Origin of the sequence: Vibrio ishigakensis (assembly GCF_024347675.1) — a bacterium.
Classification (GTDB): domain Bacteria; phylum Pseudomonadota; class Gammaproteobacteria; order Enterobacterales; family Vibrionaceae; genus Vibrio; species Vibrio ishigakensis.
In genome coordinates, this window is the sequence record NZ_AP024881.1 from 837,979 (window position 1) to 854,462 (window position 16,484).

Consider the following 16,484-nt stretch of genomic DNA (forward strand, 5'->3'; position numbering starts at 1 on the left):
CTTGTATCTGATGTTTGCGTTTATACAATTCGCAGACTTTAAGTACTAAAACTACTGGCACTTAGTGAGCAATATAGAATATGGCTCACCGCTGTCTTTGAATTCTAAGCTCCACAGATATTTACCTGCTTCTTTAATTTCAACTTTTGTGTCCGTGCCGTATCCGCCATAGGTTAGTTTGTTTAATTGGCCAACGGTTAGACTCTTGCCCTCAGCGGTAAACTGCGGCTTCCACTGATCAGCAGCATATTGCATTTTATAGTCACCGGCAGCCTCTTCGATGACGATCTGGTAGATGTTATTTCCTTTGTATGCCAATTTCCGCTCTGCGACATGCTTCCAATTTGCTCTAGGGAAACTACCGACCACATAGATTTCTTTAGACAGTGGACCAGCCTCTGCTGAGTTAGGAAGGCTGCAATCGGACATCAATTCCATGTTTGCAGTAGTAAAGGCTGGAGCAGTCATTGCTTCTTCTTGAGTTACGGTCTCATTTGGTGCTGATGAACAAGCGGATAAAACAGATACAGCTGCAAGGGTGCAAGCCGTATTTAGAATGATTTTTTTCACGTTATTTCCTTATTTTATTATTCGATTCAGAACTAATTAAAATTAGAACTGCATCTATCATGAGCTTAAAGTGTCGGGAATTTAAATATCTGAACTGTAATATGTGAAAAAGATAACTAAATGTGCAAAAGAGAAACTGAAAGGCCTGACTCCGATAGAATATCGAAACCAGGCCTTGAAAGTCGCTTAAGAGAAATGTCTAACTTTAAGGGGGCACTTCAATATACAGGCAAGGTACCCTAAAACGAAAAAACCCTAGCATTTCTGCTAGGGTTTCTAATGTGGCGGAGAGATAGGGATTTGAACCCTAGAACCGCTATTAACGGTTGCCGGTTTTCAAGACCGGTGCTTTCGACCACTCAGCCATCTCTCCGTGTGGGCGCTATAATATAAAGCCCTACCAAACTTGTAAACCCCTAATTTGTTTAAGTGATTACTTTGTAGTCGAACGAACGGAAATAGCCTTAAAAAAACAAAAGGAGCCAATGGCTCCTTTATAAATTCTATGGTCGGACTGACAGGATTTGAACCTGCGACCCCCCGCCCCCCAGGCGGATGCGCTACCAAGCTGCGCTACAGTCCGTATTAATGGTTGTCGTAGAAACGCTTAGTTTCAGACAGGCCTTGCATTATAACGGACAGCTTTGGTTTCGCCTCGCGGTCACGACGATAGTTGTGATCGTAAACCTTGTAGTTGCCATACTTGTCTAGCACAGTGATGTCATTGCTTGAGATAAGCGCGAACTCACGAGCATCTCCAGCCATGGTCCAGCGACGGCGGCTATCATCAAATAGGTTCTTACCACTACTAAAGTCAACTGGGTTAGAGGTCACACCAAGCAGGTCTTGCATCAGGGTTACCGACAAATCGAAGTGGCTGGTCACGTGATCCCATGTGTGTGCTGGCTTGTTCGGCCAATGCACTATCATAGGCACATGTAGCTGATACTTACTGTAGTTAGTATTTGCGCCCCAGCTGTTGGTGCGAGTCTCATTAAACTCCCAACCGTGGTCTGAGGTCACCACAACTACGGTGTTATCCATAATGCCTTTCTGCTCAAGAGTTTGCAGAACTTGCTCGATAGAATCATCTACCTTAGTTGCGCTACTGTCATAGGCAGAGCGGAGGCGATCGCTAGCATTACTGGTCGCGGAATCAGAAACATTGTCTTCAAAGTCACGCATCTCACTCAGCTGAAGGATGCTAAACCAAGTGCTTTTACGCTTGTTCACCCAGTTTTCCCAGTTAGCTAATGCGCTGGTATCACTTGGATTCTTGGACTCAAAAACATACTTCTGGAACGGCTCAAGAACCACGTCTTGATAAACCGATGCGTCGAAGTTATCACCGCTAAAGAAGCCTAGCTTGTAGTTGCGATACTCAAGCTGCTCCATAAAGATCGGCGGCGTCTCGTGGTAACGCATGTTGGCAACATAGGTCGCAGGGATACCGTAGAAGAGACCGAACGCACCCATGTTGTCGTTACCCGAACTAAAGTGATGGGTAAAGTTTTGGTTTTCAGCTGCGAAGTTGCTGAGGTTTGGCATCACATCTTTATTGACCGTATCAGCGCGCAAGTTATCGACCACTAGCACTAACAAGTTGTAATCCTTGCTCTTCTTCTTGTTCACCAGAAGGGTCTCTAGCGGATAGGTCAATACCTCGGTATTGGCTTCACCTCTTTCCACACGCTGTTGATACTCTTCTCTATCAAGCCAGCCTTGACGCTCCAAGAAACTTTTCGCCGTCATAGGATACGAGAGCGGGAAGTTGGCTCTCTGGCTAGTGATAGGGTTATAGAAGGTTGCATCAGCCCAGATGTAAACAAGGTGACTGAAGATAAAGGCAACAAAGAATACTCCCGCAATAGGGCGACCGATACGCTTGTGAGAGAGTTTTCTTTGCTTGCGCCAAACCCACTCTGCAAGAGCGAGTTCAACGATAAAGATGATAGGAACTAGGACGAACAGATATTGCCATTTAGCATTAATGGCACTCTTGTCGTCACTGAGTAACAACTCCCACACAATAGGGTTCAAGTGAAGATTGAGTTCTTCGTATGCCTGTGTATCTAGGAGAAGTACGGTTAAGCCAGCGGTAGAGGCAAGCACACCCACGATCCTAAACAGCTTGTAGTTAGGGATCAAAAAGGTGAGCGGGAAGAGCAGAAGCACATAGAGTGCAAAGATCAGGAAGCCGAAGTGTCCCACCCATGAGGAGAACAAGTAGACTTGACCAACAAAGCTGTCAGGCCAAGGAGACTCGGCGATATAGCGCGTGCCTATCAACATGGCGATGATGACGTTGAAGAAACTGAACCAGTGTCCCCAACTCACTAGCCTAGAAACGCGTTCTGCGTATGAGTTACCGCTGTTTACCATGAAATTCGGTTCTTATATTTCGGCTTAGTCTTCTACAGACGCAATCAGCGCGTTAGCAAAAGTTTTTGCGATGGCCTTTCTTTGGCCTTTGGCAACGTTTTGATTTAGAACGTTAGTCGCGATATTACCTACCAGCATCAAGCTCAACTCTGGCGTCGACTCGTGCTTGTCTAGCACGGCTGCGATCTCTGCCAGCATGGTTTCAACTTTTTCGTCACTGTATTTTGATGTAATAGGCATAATTACTCTGCTAATGATAGTGGATTCGGCATATGATAACCTACTCTCGTTTATAACTGAAAGCACAAGAGATAGAAATCTCCCATGAGTTTACAATTATCTAATGTCATTTTACATCAATTAGTTAAAGATGCAGACCAACAACTTGAGGTCAAGTTTCGTGAATCAGCGTTGACTAATGATGCTTCTTCGGAAAGTTTAGTCGCTGAGTTGCACAGAGTGTTCAACGCAAAGGCGGGCAAGGGTTTTGGCTCATTTGGAGAAGAGAGCGAGTTCCAAGGCTGGCTGAATGAGATGCTTGCACAAGACCTAGGCTTTTACACTTTCTCACAAAATAGTGCCAAGCGTTTGGTCTCTGAGATCGCTAAGTACTCTTTCGCGGAAGAAGGCTTTTTGATTCTGGCGCACTATCAATCTTTGGCGACAGACTATCTGTTTATTGGTCTACTGCCATCGAATGAGAGCTTAAAGATTACTGAAGGTCTTGAGATTAGCGCTACCGATTATCTAGATATCGCTAAGATGGACATTGCTGCCCGCGTTGATCTTTCTACCTATGAAACCGACAGAGAATCAAACCGCTATCTAACCTATGTGAAAGGCCGCGTAGGCCGTAAGGTTGCCGACTTTTTCTTAGACTTTTTGCAGGCTGAGACTGGTTTAGATACTAAACAGCAAAACCTAGTACTGATGCAGGCGGTAGAGGACTTTGTTTCAGACGCTAAGTTTGAAAAAGACGAAGCCGACTCTTATCGCAAGCAGGTAGCAGATTACTGCAATGAGCAGATCAAATCGGGCGATGAGGTAGAGGTTGCTGAGCTTTCCGCTGAACTTCCAAAGAGCCATGAAGGCACTAGTTTTTCTGAGTTCACAGAGGAACAGGGCTATGAGCTTGAAGAAAGCTTCCCTGGTGATAGAGCTACCGTGCGCAAGCTAACTAAGTTTGTTGGCGCTGGTGGTGGTCTGAATATCAGCTTTGACTCATTGCTAATGGGCGAGCGTGTCTTCTACGACCCAGAAACTGACACCTTGACTATCAAAGGTACTCCGCCGAACCTAAGGGACCAACTGACCCGCAAAGGTTAGTGGAAACTAGTAAAAACAATGGTTTAGACAAACGCAGCCCCTAGGGTTGCGTTTTTTTTACGCTTAGTGAATAAAATCGCTTGTCATTTGCTGCTCAATTTTTTAAATATGGGGGTACTTAAAATTTTTATGCTAGTGCAGTGGGTCTGTGTTAGTACACCAAGTACATGGAGTAAATGATGATGCGAGTAGGTTTAGTTGGCTGGCGCGGCATGGTGGGTTCTGTCCTGATGCAGCGTATGGTAGAAGAGCGTGATTTCGATTTGATCGAGCCTGTATTTTACAGCACCTCTCAAGTGGGTATCCCAGCCCCAGTGTTTATGGGTAAAGATGCAGGTAATCTGCAAGATGCTTACGACATCGAAAGCCTAAAACAGCTAGACGCTATCATCACCTGTCAGGGTGGCAGCTACACAGAGCGTGTATACCCTGCACTAAAGCAAGCGGGTTGGAAAGGCTATTGGATTGATGCGGCATCGACTCTGCGTATGGACAAAGACTCCATCATCACCCTAGACCCAGTGAACCTTGCGCAAATTCAGCAAGGCATTCACTCAGGCACAACTACCTTCGTTGGCGGTAACTGCACAGTGAGCCTGATGCTGATGGCACTTGGCGGCCTATATGAGAAAGGCCTAGTTGAGTGGATGAGCGCAATGACCTATCAAGCCGCTTCTGGTGCTGGTGCGAAGAACATGCGTGAGCTTATCTCACAAATGGGCGTCATCAAGGAATCAGTAGCGACAGAGCTAGCAGACCCAGCAACCTCTATTCTAGATATCGACCGTAAGGTAGCAGAAACCATCCGCGGTGATGGCTTCCCAATCGACCAGTTCGGTGCACCTCTAGCTGGCTCTCTGATCCCATGGATCGACGTTAAGCGTGAAAACGGCCAGAGTAAAGAAGAGTGGAAAGCGGGCGTTGAAGCGAACAAAATCCTTGGATTAGATGGCAACCCAATCGCTATCGATGGTACTTGTGTGCGTATCGGCGCAATGCGTTGTCACGCTCAGGCGCTAACTATCAAGCTGAAGCAAGATGTGCCTATGGACGAGATTGAAGAGATGATCGGCACTCACAATGACTGGGTTAAGGTTATCCCGAACGAGCGTGACATCACGGCTCAAGAGCTAACTCCAGCTAAAGTAACTGGCACCATGTCTGTACCTGTAGGTCGTCTTCGTAAGATGGCGATGGGTAATGATTTCCTAAATGCTTTCACCGTAGGAGACCAACTGCTTTGGGGCGCGGCAGAGCCACTTCGTCGTACCCTACGCATCATCCTTGCTGAGAAGTAATATAAACAGCTATATAAATTTAGAAAGCCAGCGCAATGTCGCTGGCTTTTTCGTTTAAATTTAGACACTTATCAGGTGACTAAAGTGTTATCTTAATGCAGTTTTTTTCATAACTCGATGGATTGAGATGCTTAATAAAATCACCAAACTTTTCCCCTTTTGGGCATTGTTGTTTGCCCTTATCGCCTTCTTCGCCCCAAGCACCTTTGTCGGCTTCAAAACCGCCATAGTTCCTTTGCTTATTATTATCATGTTAGCGATGGGACTTACCTTACAACCGAAAGACTTTGTCAACGTGGTAGCTAATCGTAAAGCCGTGACCATCGGCGTTATTTTGCAGTTTACCATCATGCCTTTGGTTGCTTTGCTGATAAGTATGATTCTTGGTTTCGATGCCGAACTCACCGTCGGCATGGTGCTGGTGGGCAGCGTTGCTGGTGGCACTTCCTCTAACGTTATGTGCTATCTAGCTAAAGGTGATGTGGCGCTTTCTATCACTATGACGGCTATCTCGACACTGCTTGGTGTTCTGCTTACCCCACTATTAGTTGAGTTGCTTGCAGGCAAGTCGGTAGATGTACCTGTTTTAGGTATGTTGATGAGCCTAGTGAAAATAGTATTTGTACCTGTGTCTATCGGTCTTCTAGTAAATACACTATTCCATAAACAGACCGCCAAACTTGAGCCAGTTCTACCTTTGGTTTCTATGGTGGCTATCGTCATTATTATCGCAACCGTGGTAGCACTTAATGCCTCGCAGATTGTATCCATAGGTCCAATCGTTGCGCTAGCCGTGGTGCTGCACAATGGTGCGGGTCTTTTCTTGGGTTATACCGCTTGTCGAATGATCGGCTTTGAAGAGAAAGTGTGCCGCACAGTGGCGTTTGAGGTTGGATTACAAAACTCTGGCCTTGCCACGGCATTGGCGATGAAATTCTTTAGTCCTGCCTCGGCAGTGGCGGGCTCGCTGTTCTCAGTTTGGCACAATATATCAGGCTCCATCTTGGCCGGATATTGGTCCAATAAAAAAGCGAACTAACGAAAAAGCGCCCAAGGGCGCTTTTTTAGTTGTAGTCGTTATTGTCGGTAACCTTTACCACCCGCTCTTCATGATTGGGCAGTTCACTACCACAGTGTTTACAGTGGAAGGCATCAGGTTCATGGTCGTTCTTCATGCAGTTAGGGCACATCACCAAATTTCTGTGGTCACGATACTCTTTTTTCTGCTCTTTTAACTCTTGGCTCATCTCTGCAGTGATTATGCCTGTTGGCACTGCCAGTATGGAGTAACCCAGTAGCATGGTTAGGGATGCGATGGCTCTGCCAATAGGGGTCACTGGTGAGATATCCCCATACCCAACCGTAGTAATAGTTACAATTGCCCAGTAGATGCTAGTCGGAATGCTGGTAAAACCGTTTTCTGGTCCCTCTATTACGTATAGAAGGGCACCGAAGATGGTGACCAAGATGGCGACCATACTAAAGAAGACGAAGATCTTGCGTCTTGAGTTCCACAGGGAACGCATAATGACGTTGGAGTCCTGAATGAACTTCACCAGTTTCAGGATACGGAAGATACGCATTACCCTCAGCAGACGTACTACACCTAAGAAGTGAGCATCGGCAATCAGAAGCGCAATATAGAAAGGCAGTATTGCGACTAAGTCGACAATGCCATAGAAGCTCTTGGCGTAGGCCCAAGGCTTTGGAGAACAGTAGAGGCGCAGCAGATACTCTATGGTAAAGAGTACGGTGAAGGTGAGTTCAATCTTACCAAGCTCAAAGGCATAGTCTTCTGCTATGTGCCCGATCGAACCCATTATAAGAACAAACAAGGATGCGAGTATGGTGACGATCAGTGCGATATCGAAGGCGCGCCCTGCGGGCGTGTCGGTACGAAAGATAATAACGTACAGCTTATAGCGTAAGCTTTCTTCTGGGTGTGGCATAGTCATTGTGATAAGGCTTTTGATATCAAAAGGATAGCATTAGTTAGGCAATAGTCTTTACCTAAATACGCCAAATACAAAAACGGCCAGCACTGACGCTGACCGTTTGTTCCCTCTATATATAGAAGAAGATTAGCCGACGATGACCAATCCAGGGAATAGAGCGCCCAATCCACCCGCAATGAACTCGATACCCAGTGCACCAAGGATAAGACCCATGATACGGGTAATTACGTTGATCCCGGTTTGACCTAGGAAACGTACGATCAGAGGTGCTGAGCGAAATAGAACCCAACAACAGAAAGCAAAAACCATCACTGTAATCGTGATTGCTAGGTAATCGACCGGGCCTGTGTGGTTAGAGCCAAACACAATAGTTGAACTGATAGCGCCTGGACCTGCCATCAAAGGCATAGCTAGGGGAACGACACCCACTTGCTCTTTACTGATGCTCTCGGCTTTCTCTTGCTTGTTCTGCTTCTGCTCACCCAATTGACCATTCATCATGGCAAATGCAATGGTAAGTAGAAGTAAGCCACCTGCGATTCGAAACGAATCCAGTGAGATGCTAAACATGTCTAGTAGCATTTGACCGGCAAACAGAGACACAATCAGAATCACAGCAACGGCGATGTTAGCCGTAGACGCGGTCTTGATGCGCTCTTCCGGGGACAGGTGACTGGTGAGCGAAACGAACACCGGCATGATCCCAACTGGGTTTACGATAGCAAACAGGCCTACAAAAAATTGTAGATAGATGGCGATGTCTACACCTTGCACTTAGAGGTCCTCAGGTAAAAGTAAGGGAGCTTTATAATTGGGCGCTACTTTAATGCACAGTCGACTTTCACTCCAATGAAAATTTTTTGAATAAGCAAGTTCTATGCCCAAGAAAAACTAATGTGAGATTTTTAACCAATCCAGTGTTCAAAAGGATTCTTACCCATTTAGTGGTGTGATAATTAATAGTTGGAGTAATGTAATGAAATATTTGTGAATTTGATAATTTTAGTGGTGATGTACCTACTTATAGTTATACTAATGTCTGGCACGAGACCTATGGTCCACAATAAGTGAAAATTAGCTACGTATCTTGATTAAATTTACGTAAATGTATCGCGCTTTCATTAACAAATAGCTTTCTTGTAGTAATGTATTATTGTCATACAAAACAATGATTTAGACTTAGCTCTTCTAATAACCATTTAGGGGTAATTCCTTTCAGGAAAGTGATCTAAGTCAATTTACTTCGGGGTTCGAAATAATATACTCGTTCGTGAAAGCTATTTACTAAGTTGATTTGTTCACTGACGAAAACTTACTAAAAAGTTTTTAATTTGAAATCTCTAGGAGTTAATTATGCCTGTAACAAATATGGCTGAACTAGACGCTCTAGTAGCTCGCGTTAAAGCGGCTCAAGCAGAATTTGCAACCTTCTCTCAAGAGAAAGTTGATGCAATCTTCCGTGCTGCATCTCTAGCAGCTAACCAAGCTCGTATTCCTCTAGCACAACAAGCTGTTGAAGAATCTGGCATGGGTATCGTGGAAGACAAGGTAATCAAAAACCACTTCGCTTCTGAATTCATCTACAACAAATACAAAGACGAAAAAACTTGTGGTGTTCTAGAAGAAGACGACAACCTAGGCACTATGACTATCGCTGAGCCTGTAGGCATCATCTGCGGTATCGTACCAACTACGAACCCAACTTCAACTGCGATCTTTAAGTCTCTTATCTCACTTAAAACTCGTAACGGCATCATCTTCTCGCCACACCCACGTGCTAAGAACTCTACTAACGATGCAGCTAAACTAGTTCTAGATGCAGCAGTAGCTGCGGGCGCACCAAAAGACATCATCGGTTGGATCGACCAGCCTTCAGTAGAGCTTTCTAACGGCCTAATGAAGCACGACGGTATCGCTCTTATCCTTGCAACTGGTGGTCCAGGCATGGTTAAAGCAGCTTACTCTTCTGGTAAGCCAGCAATCGGTGTAGGTGCAGGTAACGTTCCTGTAGTTATCGATGAAACTGCTGACATCAAGCGTGCAGTAGCTTCTATCCTAATGTCTAAGACTTTCGATAACGGTGTAGTATGTGCATCTGAGCAGGCTGCAATCGTAGTTGACTCTGTATATGACGAAGTTAAAGAGCGTTTCGCTTCTCACAAAGCATACGTTCTATCTAAAGCAGAAGCTGAGAAGGTACGTAAAGTTCTTCTAATCGACGGCAACCTGAACGCAAAGATCGTTGGTCAGCCAGCTCCAGCTATCGCTGAAATGGCGGGCGTTAAAGTTCCTGCTGATACTAAAGTTCTTGTAGGTGAAGGCATTGGTAAAGTGTCTTACGACGACGAGTTCGCTCACGAGAAACTATCTCCAACTCTAGGTCTATTCCGCGCTGACGACTTCGAAGACGCAGTAGCTCAAGCGGTAACTATGGTTGAAATCGGTGGTATCGGTCACACATCTGGTCTTTACACTAACCAAGACGTAAACGCTGATCGCATCCGTTACTTCGGTGACAAGATGAAGACTGCACGTATCCTTGTAAACATCCCTACTACTCACGGTGGTATCGGTGACCTTTACAACTTCAACGTTGCACCGTCTCTAACTCTAGGTTGTGGTTCTTGGGGTGGTAACTCTATCTCTGAGAACGTAGGTCCTAAGCACCTTATCAACAAGAAAACTGTAGCGAAGCGAGCTGAAAACATGTTGTGGCACAAACTACCTAAGTCTATCTACTTCCGTCGTGGTAGCCTTCCAATCGCTCTAGGCGACCTAGAAGGTAAGAAGCGCGCGTTCCTTGTAACTGACCGTTTCCTATTCAACAATGGTTACGCTGATGACGTAGTTCAACTACTGAAAGCTCAAGGTATCGAAGTTCAAACTTTCTTCGACGTAGAAGCGGATCCAACGCTATCTGTTGTTAAGAAAGGTGCTGCAGCAATGCAAAGCTTCCAGCCAGACGTAATCCTAGCGCTAGGTGGTGGTTCACCAATGGATGCTGCTAAGATCATGTGGGTAATGTACGAGCACCCAGAAACTCACTTTGAAGAACTAGCAATGCGCTTTATGGACATCCGTAAACGTATCTACAAGTTCCCTAAAATGGGCCAAAAAGCTGACCTTGTATGTATCACTACAACTTCAGGTACTGGTTCAGAAGTTACTCCATTCGCAGTTGTTACAGACGACGAGACTGGTGCTAAGTACCCACTAGCTGACTACGAGCTAACTCCTAACATGGCTATCGTTGATGCGAACCTTGTTATGAACATGCCTAAGTCTCTAACAGCATTCGGTGGTTACGATGCAGTAACTCACGCACTAGAAGCTTACGTTTCTGTTCTTGCGAACGAATACTCTGACGGTCAGGCTCTACAAGCACTTAAGATGCTTAAAGAGTACCTACCATCAAGCTACGCGAACGGTGCAAACGACCCAATCGCTCGTGAAAAAGTACACAACGCAGCAACTATCGCTGGTGTAGCATTTGCGAACGCATTCCTAGGTGTTTGTCACTCTATGGCGCACAAGATTGGTGCTGAGTTCCACTTGCCACACGGCCTTGCGAACGCACTACTAATCTCTAACGTTGTTCGTTACAACGCAAACGACAACCCAACTAAGCAGACTGCATTCTCTCAATACGACCGTCCACAAGCACGTCGTCGTTACGCTGAGGTTGCTGACCACCTAGGCCTAAGCCAAGAAGGTGACCGTACTGCTCAGAAGATTGAGCGTCTACTAGCGTGGATGGAAGAGCTTAAGCACAACCTAGACATCCCAACGTCTATCCAAGCAGCTGGTGTTGCTGAAGCAGACTTCGTTGCGAAACTAGATGAGCTAGCGGTTGAAGCGTTCGATGACCAATGTACTGGTGCGAACCCACGTTACCCTCTAATCTCTGAGCTGAAAGAAGTTCTACTAGCTTCTTACTACGGTAAAGCATTCGTTGAAGGTGAAACTTTCGAAGGCACTACAGTAATCAAGAAGAAAGCTGACCAGGAAGCAAAACCAGCTCCTAAAGCGAAAAAAGAGAAAGCTTCAGCTTAATTAAGCTAAGCATGATAGGGGCCTCGGCTCCTATCTCAGATACTAAAAACCCAGCTAAACAGCTGGGTTTTTTAATGCTTATTGAAAAGTGCTAGCAGGACATCACCCGACCATTAAATGAATCGTTCTCTATGATGTACTCAGTATTTTTTACCAGTTCGTCCTTTATCTGGGCAAAGCTCTGTAGGTAGTCGTCGTGTGGACTATGATGCACGCTTGGAAGTATTCCTCCCACACGAATATCGAAAGGGCCTAACTCTTTAGCCCAGCTTTTTGTAAGGCCGCTCACCATAGAACTGGCGCTTTCAGTACCTAAAATCTTGTCCACGCACTCATTGGTAAGAAGATTTACTATAACGCCATGTTTGTGGTACTTACACATCTGCTCCGCACAGGAGTGGCCGAAGCTATACATAGACTGGGCAAGGTCAGAAAACTGAGAACCAAATTCTTCTCCCGAAGAGGCGCTAATAAGGGTAGGAAGAGGGCGGTTGAGCCAATTATTAATAAGGACATCGACGCTTTGTTCAAAGTGGGATTCAATAAAGCTAAACAGCTCGTCTACTGAGCGCTGAGAATAATCTGGGATCGGGTAGGGGTAAACATGATAGCCAGCCTCAATGCATTCTGCATATGTTTGTTTTAACAGTGCTTTATCGCAATCTGTTACTACTATCTTTCCGCCCATACCAGCAAAGTGCTGGGCTAGATTTCTGCCTAGTATGCTGCCTGCAGAGGTGATGAGCACCACTGCGCCTTTGATGACCATGACATTTCCCCAAGTTATTAATAAGCCACTGACTAATATTTATATCGTTATACGGCTCAATATAGTGAATAAGATGTGAACAAGTAGGGGATTTGTTGGGGATTGTGATATGCAATTGTTTGAATTTGGTTGTCGATCACATTTGGCAGCTAAATAGGTGCAATAAAACCCGTTTGAATTGCATAAAAAAAGCCGCCATAGGCGACTTTTTGAATAAACCGTTAAAACTCGGATTATTTAGCTAGGTTTTCTGCTACGAAGTCCCAGTTAACTAGAGCCCAGAAACCGTTCATGTAGTCTGGACGAACGTTACGGTAATCGATGTAGTAAGCGTGTTCCCATAGGTCAACAGTTAGAAGTGGAGTAGTACCTTCTTCTGTTAGAGGAGTCGCTGCGTTAGAAGTGTTAACGATCTCTAGAGAACCGTCAGCCTTCTTAACAAGCCAAGTCCATGAAGAACCGAAGTTGTTGATTGCAGAATCAGTGAACTTCGCCTTGAACTCTTCGAAAGAACCGAAAGCAGCATTGATAGCGTCAGCTACCGCGCCTGTTGGTTCGCCACCTGCGTTTGGCGCTAGGCAGTGCCAGTAGAAAGTGTGGTTCCAGATTTGCGCTGCGTTGTTGAATACACCACCAGTAGAAGTCTTAACGATCTCTTCTAGTGTTTTGCCTTCAAATTCAGTACCTGGGATCAGGCCGTTTAGCTTAACCACGTAAGTGTTGTGGTGTTTGCCGTGGTGAAAATCTAGAGTTTCAGCAGAGATATGTGGCTCTAGTGCATCTTTTGCATAAGGAAGAGCTGGTAGTTCAAATGCCATTTGCTCGGTTCTCCATTAAATGTAGGGCTCGTCAGCCCTGAGCTTCCAGTATGTGTAATCGCTATTTTTTGACATCTTTACGTGCCAATTAAGTGTACGTGTGTGCACTGTTTTTGATAGCAATCTAATTTTGACTTCGATCGCATTCTATCAAGTTTTTTAACGAATAAAAGCGCGAGCAACAAAATTATAATAATTGCTAACGATCTGCATAGAAATAAGCGAATAGTTGCTCAAACATGCAACAATAACCATAATGAGTTTATGGTTTTTATTCCTGCCTAGTCAGGTAGAATATTCAGCATTAGTTGTAAAGGATCAGAGGATCGTTATGGAAACCCTAGACAAAATTAAACAGCAGATTGAGCAAAACGCTATTCTTCTTTATATGAAAGGCTCACCTAAGCTTCCAAGCTGTGGTTTTTCTTCTCAAGCGGCTCAAGCGCTGATGGCATGTGGCGAGAAATTCGCATACGTTGATATCCTACAAAACCCGGATATCCGTGCTGAGCTTCCAGCTTACGCTCAGTGGCCAACCTTCCCACAGCTTTGGGTCGAAGGCGAGCTGATCGGTGGTTGTGACATCATCATTGAGATGTTCCAGAAAGGTGAACTACAGCCGCTAGTTAAGCAAGCAGCTGAGCGCGCAGCTAGCGAGTAATTGCTAACACCAGATACTGAAAAAGCTCCCAATGGGAGCTTTTTTTATGCTTGTAAAAGCCTTCTTGTGGAGGGCTCTAACGATTACAGCACCATAGCTGCGATCCAACCGAAAATGATCAGTGGGATGTTGTAGTGGATAAAGGTCGGTACCACTGTCTGCCAGATGTGTTCGTGTTGACCATCTGCGTTCAGGCCAGACGTTGGGCCTAGGGTTGAGTCAGACGCTGGAGAGCCTGCATCACCCAGAGCTGCCGCTGTACCTACAAGTGCGATAGTTGCCATTGGTGAGAAACCGAATGCTGCTGCTAGCGGTACATAGATGGTTGCAATGATTGGAATGGTCGAGAAAGACGAACCGATACCCATGGTAACCAGAAGGCCAACAACCAGCATTAGTAGTGCGGCTAGCGGTTTGTTATCACCGATAGAGGTCGATAGCGCCTCAACTAGGCTTTCAACGCCACCAGTAGATTTCATTACCGCCGCAAAGCCTGCGGCTGCAATCATGATGAAGCCGATCATCGCCATCATGTGAACGCCACGGGTAAATACATCGTGTGTCTCTTTCCAAGCGATTACGCCACCAGTGGTGAACACCATGAAGCCCGCAAGAGCACCGATGATCATAGAACCAGTGTATAGCTGAACAGAAAGCGCGGCTACGATACCTAGGATAGCTACAAGAATGTGCTTCTTATTGATGTGAGTAGGCTCTGCATCGATTTGAGTCATCTCAGTTTCTTTGTACTCGCGTGGCTTGCGATAGCTTACAAAGATAGCCATAACTAGACCGAAGATCATGCCTGCTGCTGGAAGAAGCATTGCGGTTGGAACGTCGGCAGCAGAGATGTTTTGTAGGCCGTTGTCGTTCAGGTTCTTCAGCAGAATGTTGTTTAGGAAGATGCCACCAAAGCCGATTGGAAGAACCATGTATGGTGTTACTAGACCAAAGGTCAGCACACAGGCGATCATACGACGGTCAAGCTTCAGTTTAGAGAACACAGCCAATAGAGGTGGAATCAAGATTGGAATGAAGGCGATGTGTACTGGGATAACGTTCTGCGATGAGATAGTCACTAGGATAAGCGCAACTAGAACCATGTACTTAAGGCCAGTGGCAGCAGTATCGTTCTTTTGACCGTTAATACGTTGGATTACAGATTGCGCAAGCAGATCAGTGATACCAGATTTTGAGATAGCAACGGCAAAGGTACCCAGCATTGCATAGCTTAGGGCAATAGTGGCGCCGCCACCTAGGCCACCTTCAAAAGCAGAGATGGTGTCGCCAATGCTCATGCCAGCGGTCAGGCCACCGATAATGGCACTAAAGGTTAGGGCTACCACCACGTTTACGCGCATCAGTGCTAGCAACAGCATGATGCACACGGAAATTACTACGGGATTCATAAAAATACTCTAGCGTGTGTTTGTGTTTATTCTTCGTTATTAGCGTCAACTAACGGCCAGCCACCCAAGGCTTTCCATTGGTTAACTATTTTGCAGAATAGTTCTGCTGTTTTTTGGGTATCGTAAAGCGCTGAGTGTGCTTCGCGATTATCAAACTCGATGTTTGCTGTCTTACAGGCTTTGGCTAAAACGGTTTGACCAAAAGCGAGACCACTTAATGTAGCGGTATCAAAGGTAGCAAATGGATGGAATGGCACGCGCTTTAATTTACTGCGCTCATTGGCCTTAGACACAAATCCATGATCGAATGCGGCGTTATGGGCCACGATAATGGCTCGATTACAACCGGCTTGTTTTTGCTCTTTTCGAACGACTTTATAAATCTCTTTTAGTGCTTCCGATTCAGGTACTGCACCACGCAGTGGGCTGAATGGGTCACGCATACCAATAAAGTCGAGTGCCTCCTTTTCTAAATTCGCTCCCTCAAAAGGCTCCACCTGAAAGTGTATTGTAGTTGCAGGATGGAGATCCCCATTTTCATCCATCGCCAGCGTTATGGCGCAAATCTCAAGTAACGCATCGGTTGAGGCGTTGAATCCAGCGGTCTCTACATCGATAACCACAGGAAAATACCCTCTAAATCGATTTTTTAGCGTCAAAGCTTCATTTTCTACAGTCATAACACAAATTTTGGCGAAGTAATGGCTGGCATTATTGCAGATTTGATCACATTTCTAAACAGTTTACAGGGCAAAGGTAAAAATAAAGGCAGTATGTTTCCATACTGCCTTTCATTTCATATGTTTAGCTTAATTCAGCGTTTTAACCTTTAAGGCCCGCACTTGCGTCTGAGCGTTGAATAAGCTCAACCTTGTAGCCATCTGGGTCTTCAACAAAGGCGATATGAGTGCTACCGCCCTTAACTGGACCTGGCTCACGAGTCACCTTGCCACCTGCTGCTTTGATTGCATCACAAGTAGAATAGATGTCTTCATAACCGATAGCGATGTGGCCATAACCTGAGCCTAGGTCGTACTCGCTAGTGCCCCAGTTGTAAGTTAGCTCAATCACTGCACCTTGAGACTCGTCACCGAAGCCAACGAAAGCTAGTGTGTATTTGTACTCTTCGTTATCGTGCTTACGAAGTAGTTCCATACCCATAACCTTGGTATAGAACTCGATAGATTTGTCTAGATCTCCAACGCGGAGCATGGTGTGTAGAACGCGACCTTGAGTCATGTGA

15 protein-coding genes and 2 tRNA genes are annotated in these 16,484 nt (G+C 45.5%); 5 read left to right on the plus strand and 12 right to left on the minus strand.

The features are described 5' to 3' along the window. Positions 1 to 51: 51 nt before the first annotated feature. From Pcarn_RS03995 to Pcarn_RS04015, 5 genes are all read right to left on the minus strand, one after another. Positions 52 to 570, minus strand: coding sequence for a glycosidase (locus Pcarn_RS03995; RefSeq protein WP_261835100.1), 519 nt, complete (start codon positions 568 to 570; stop codon positions 52 to 54). A 282-nt stretch (positions 571 to 852) separates the two neighbouring features. Continuing rightward, positions 853 to 943, minus strand: a tRNA-Ser gene (locus Pcarn_RS04000). Positions 944 to 1,076: 133 nt separating this feature from the next. Then, positions 1,077 to 1,153 (minus strand) — tRNA-Pro (locus Pcarn_RS04005). A 2-nt stretch (positions 1,154 to 1,155) separates the two neighbouring features. Further along, the gene (locus Pcarn_RS04010) at positions 1,156 to 2,952 is read right to left on the minus strand and encodes a DUF3413 domain-containing protein (RefSeq protein ID WP_261835101.1); all 1,797 of its coding nucleotides are present in this window, start codon (positions 2,950 to 2,952) and stop codon (positions 1,156 to 1,158) included. Between the two features lie 24 nt (positions 2,953 to 2,976). Next, a complete protein-coding gene (locus tag Pcarn_RS04015) occupies positions 2,977 to 3,192 on the minus strand; it encodes a YejL family protein (RefSeq protein WP_261835102.1) in 216 nt (71 codons plus the stop codon). Between the two features lie 84 nt (positions 3,193 to 3,276). Between Pcarn_RS04015 and yejK the strand changes: the two genes are divergently transcribed. From yejK to Pcarn_RS04030, 3 genes are all read left to right on the plus strand, one after another. After that, positions 3,277 to 4,278, plus strand: coding sequence for a nucleoid-associated protein YejK (gene yejK / locus Pcarn_RS04020; protein WP_261835103.1), 1,002 nt, complete (start codon positions 3,277 to 3,279; stop codon positions 4,276 to 4,278). Positions 4,279 to 4,460: 182 nt separating this feature from the next. After that, complete coding sequence (gene asd, locus Pcarn_RS04025; protein WP_261835104.1) at positions 4,461 to 5,576, plus strand: aspartate-semialdehyde dehydrogenase; 1,116 nt, start codon at positions 4,461 to 4,463, stop codon at positions 5,574 to 5,576. A 127-nt stretch (positions 5,577 to 5,703) separates the two neighbouring features. Then, positions 5,704 to 6,615 carry a bile acid:sodium symporter family protein gene (locus tag Pcarn_RS04030; protein WP_261835105.1) on the plus strand — a complete coding sequence of 304 codons (912 nt, stop codon included), beginning with the start codon at positions 5,704 to 5,706 and terminating at the stop codon, positions 6,613 to 6,615. 25 nt (positions 6,616 to 6,640) lie between these two features. Here the strand turns inward: Pcarn_RS04030 and Pcarn_RS04035 are convergent, their stop codons facing one another. Both Pcarn_RS04035 and Pcarn_RS04040 read right to left on the minus strand, forming a co-directional pair. Further along, a complete protein-coding gene (locus Pcarn_RS04035) occupies positions 6,641 to 7,531 on the minus strand; it encodes an ion transporter (RefSeq protein WP_261835106.1) in 891 nt (296 codons plus the stop codon). 126 nt (positions 7,532 to 7,657) lie between these two features. Beyond that, positions 7,658 to 8,305 carry a YchE family NAAT transporter gene (locus Pcarn_RS04040; protein WP_261835107.1) on the minus strand — a complete coding sequence of 216 codons (648 nt, stop codon included), beginning with the start codon at positions 8,303 to 8,305 and terminating at the stop codon, positions 7,658 to 7,660. A gap of 579 nt (positions 8,306 to 8,884) precedes the next feature. Here Pcarn_RS04040 and adhE point away from each other — a divergent pair. Beyond that, complete coding sequence (gene adhE / locus Pcarn_RS04045) at positions 8,885 to 11,584, plus strand: bifunctional acetaldehyde-CoA/alcohol dehydrogenase (protein ID WP_261835108.1); 2,700 nt, start codon at positions 8,885 to 8,887, stop codon at positions 11,582 to 11,584. Between the two features lie 91 nt (positions 11,585 to 11,675). Here adhE and Pcarn_RS04050 read toward each other — a convergent pair whose 3' ends face one another. Then, a complete protein-coding gene (locus tag Pcarn_RS04050) occupies positions 11,676 to 12,353 on the minus strand; it encodes an SDR family oxidoreductase (protein WP_261835109.1) in 678 nt (225 codons plus the stop codon). A 233-nt stretch (positions 12,354 to 12,586) separates the two neighbouring features. After that, the gene (sodB, locus tag Pcarn_RS04055) at positions 12,587 to 13,171 is read right to left on the minus strand and encodes a superoxide dismutase [Fe] (protein ID WP_006712386.1); all 585 of its coding nucleotides are present in this window, start codon (positions 13,169 to 13,171) and stop codon (positions 12,587 to 12,589) included. 331 nt (positions 13,172 to 13,502) lie between these two features. Here sodB and grxD point away from each other — a divergent pair, with 331 nt between their 5' ends. Continuing rightward, the gene (gene grxD, locus Pcarn_RS04060; RefSeq protein ID WP_261835110.1) at positions 13,503 to 13,832 is read left to right on the plus strand and encodes a Grx4 family monothiol glutaredoxin; all 330 of its coding nucleotides are present in this window, start codon (positions 13,503 to 13,505) and stop codon (positions 13,830 to 13,832) included. An 83-nt stretch (positions 13,833 to 13,915) separates the two neighbouring features. Here grxD and Pcarn_RS04065 read toward each other — a convergent pair whose 3' ends face one another. From Pcarn_RS04065 to gloA, 3 genes are all read right to left on the minus strand, one after another. Continuing rightward, complete coding sequence (locus tag Pcarn_RS04065) at positions 13,916 to 15,241, minus strand: Na+/H+ antiporter family protein (protein WP_261835111.1); 1,326 nt, start codon at positions 15,239 to 15,241, stop codon at positions 13,916 to 13,918. Positions 15,242 to 15,267: 26 nt separating this feature from the next. Beyond that, on the minus strand, positions 15,268 to 15,921 hold the full coding sequence (gene rnt / locus Pcarn_RS04070) for a ribonuclease T (RefSeq protein WP_261835112.1): 654 nt from the start codon (positions 15,919 to 15,921) through the stop codon (positions 15,268 to 15,270). A 142-nt stretch (positions 15,922 to 16,063) separates the two neighbouring features. Then, positions 16,064 to 16,480 carry a lactoylglutathione lyase gene (gloA, locus tag Pcarn_RS04075; protein ID WP_261835113.1) on the minus strand — a complete coding sequence of 139 codons (417 nt, stop codon included), beginning with the start codon at positions 16,478 to 16,480 and terminating at the stop codon, positions 16,064 to 16,066. Positions 16,481 to 16,484 lie beyond the last annotated feature (4 nt).

What these genes read in the sequence shown, in the direction of transcription:
- Pcarn_RS04010 (WP_261835101.1), bottom strand. Translation starts at nt 2,952, where the DNA reads ATGGTAAACAGCGGTAACTCATACGCAGAACGCGTTTCTAGGCTAGTG.
- Pcarn_RS04015 (WP_261835102.1), bottom strand. Translation starts at nt 3,192, where the DNA reads ATGCCTATTACATCAAAATACAGTGACGAAAAAGTTGAAACCATGCTG.
- yejK (WP_261835103.1), top strand. Translation starts at nt 3,277, where the DNA reads ATGAGTTTACAATTATCTAATGTCATTTTACATCAATTAGTTAAAGAT.
- asd (WP_261835104.1), top strand. Translation starts at nt 4,461, where the DNA reads ATGCGAGTAGGTTTAGTTGGCTGGCGCGGCATGGTGGGTTCTGTCCTG.
- Pcarn_RS04030 (WP_261835105.1), top strand. Translation starts at nt 5,704, where the DNA reads ATGCTTAATAAAATCACCAAACTTTTCCCCTTTTGGGCATTGTTGTTT.
- Pcarn_RS04035 (WP_261835106.1), bottom strand. Translation starts at nt 7,531, where the DNA reads ATGACTATGCCACACCCAGAAGAAAGCTTACGCTATAAGCTGTACGTT.
- adhE (WP_261835108.1), top strand. Translation starts at nt 8,885, where the DNA reads ATGCCTGTAACAAATATGGCTGAACTAGACGCTCTAGTAGCTCGCGTT.
- Pcarn_RS04050 (WP_261835109.1), bottom strand. Translation starts at nt 12,353, where the DNA reads ATGGTCATCAAAGGCGCAGTGGTGCTCATCACCTCTGCAGGCAGCATA.
- sodB (WP_006712386.1), bottom strand. Translation starts at nt 13,171, where the DNA reads ATGGCATTTGAACTACCAGCTCTTCCTTATGCAAAAGATGCACTAGAG.
- grxD (WP_261835110.1), top strand. Translation starts at nt 13,503, where the DNA reads ATGGAAACCCTAGACAAAATTAAACAGCAGATTGAGCAAAACGCTATT.
- Pcarn_RS04065 (WP_261835111.1), bottom strand. Translation starts at nt 15,241, where the DNA reads ATGAATCCCGTAGTAATTTCCGTGTGCATCATGCTGTTGCTAGCACTG.
- rnt (WP_261835112.1), bottom strand. Translation starts at nt 15,921, where the DNA reads ATGACTGTAGAAAATGAAGCTTTGACGCTAAAAAATCGATTTAGAGGG.
- gloA (WP_261835113.1), bottom strand. Translation starts at nt 16,480, where the DNA reads ATGACTCAAGGTCGCGTTCTACACACCATGCTCCGCGTTGGAGATCTA.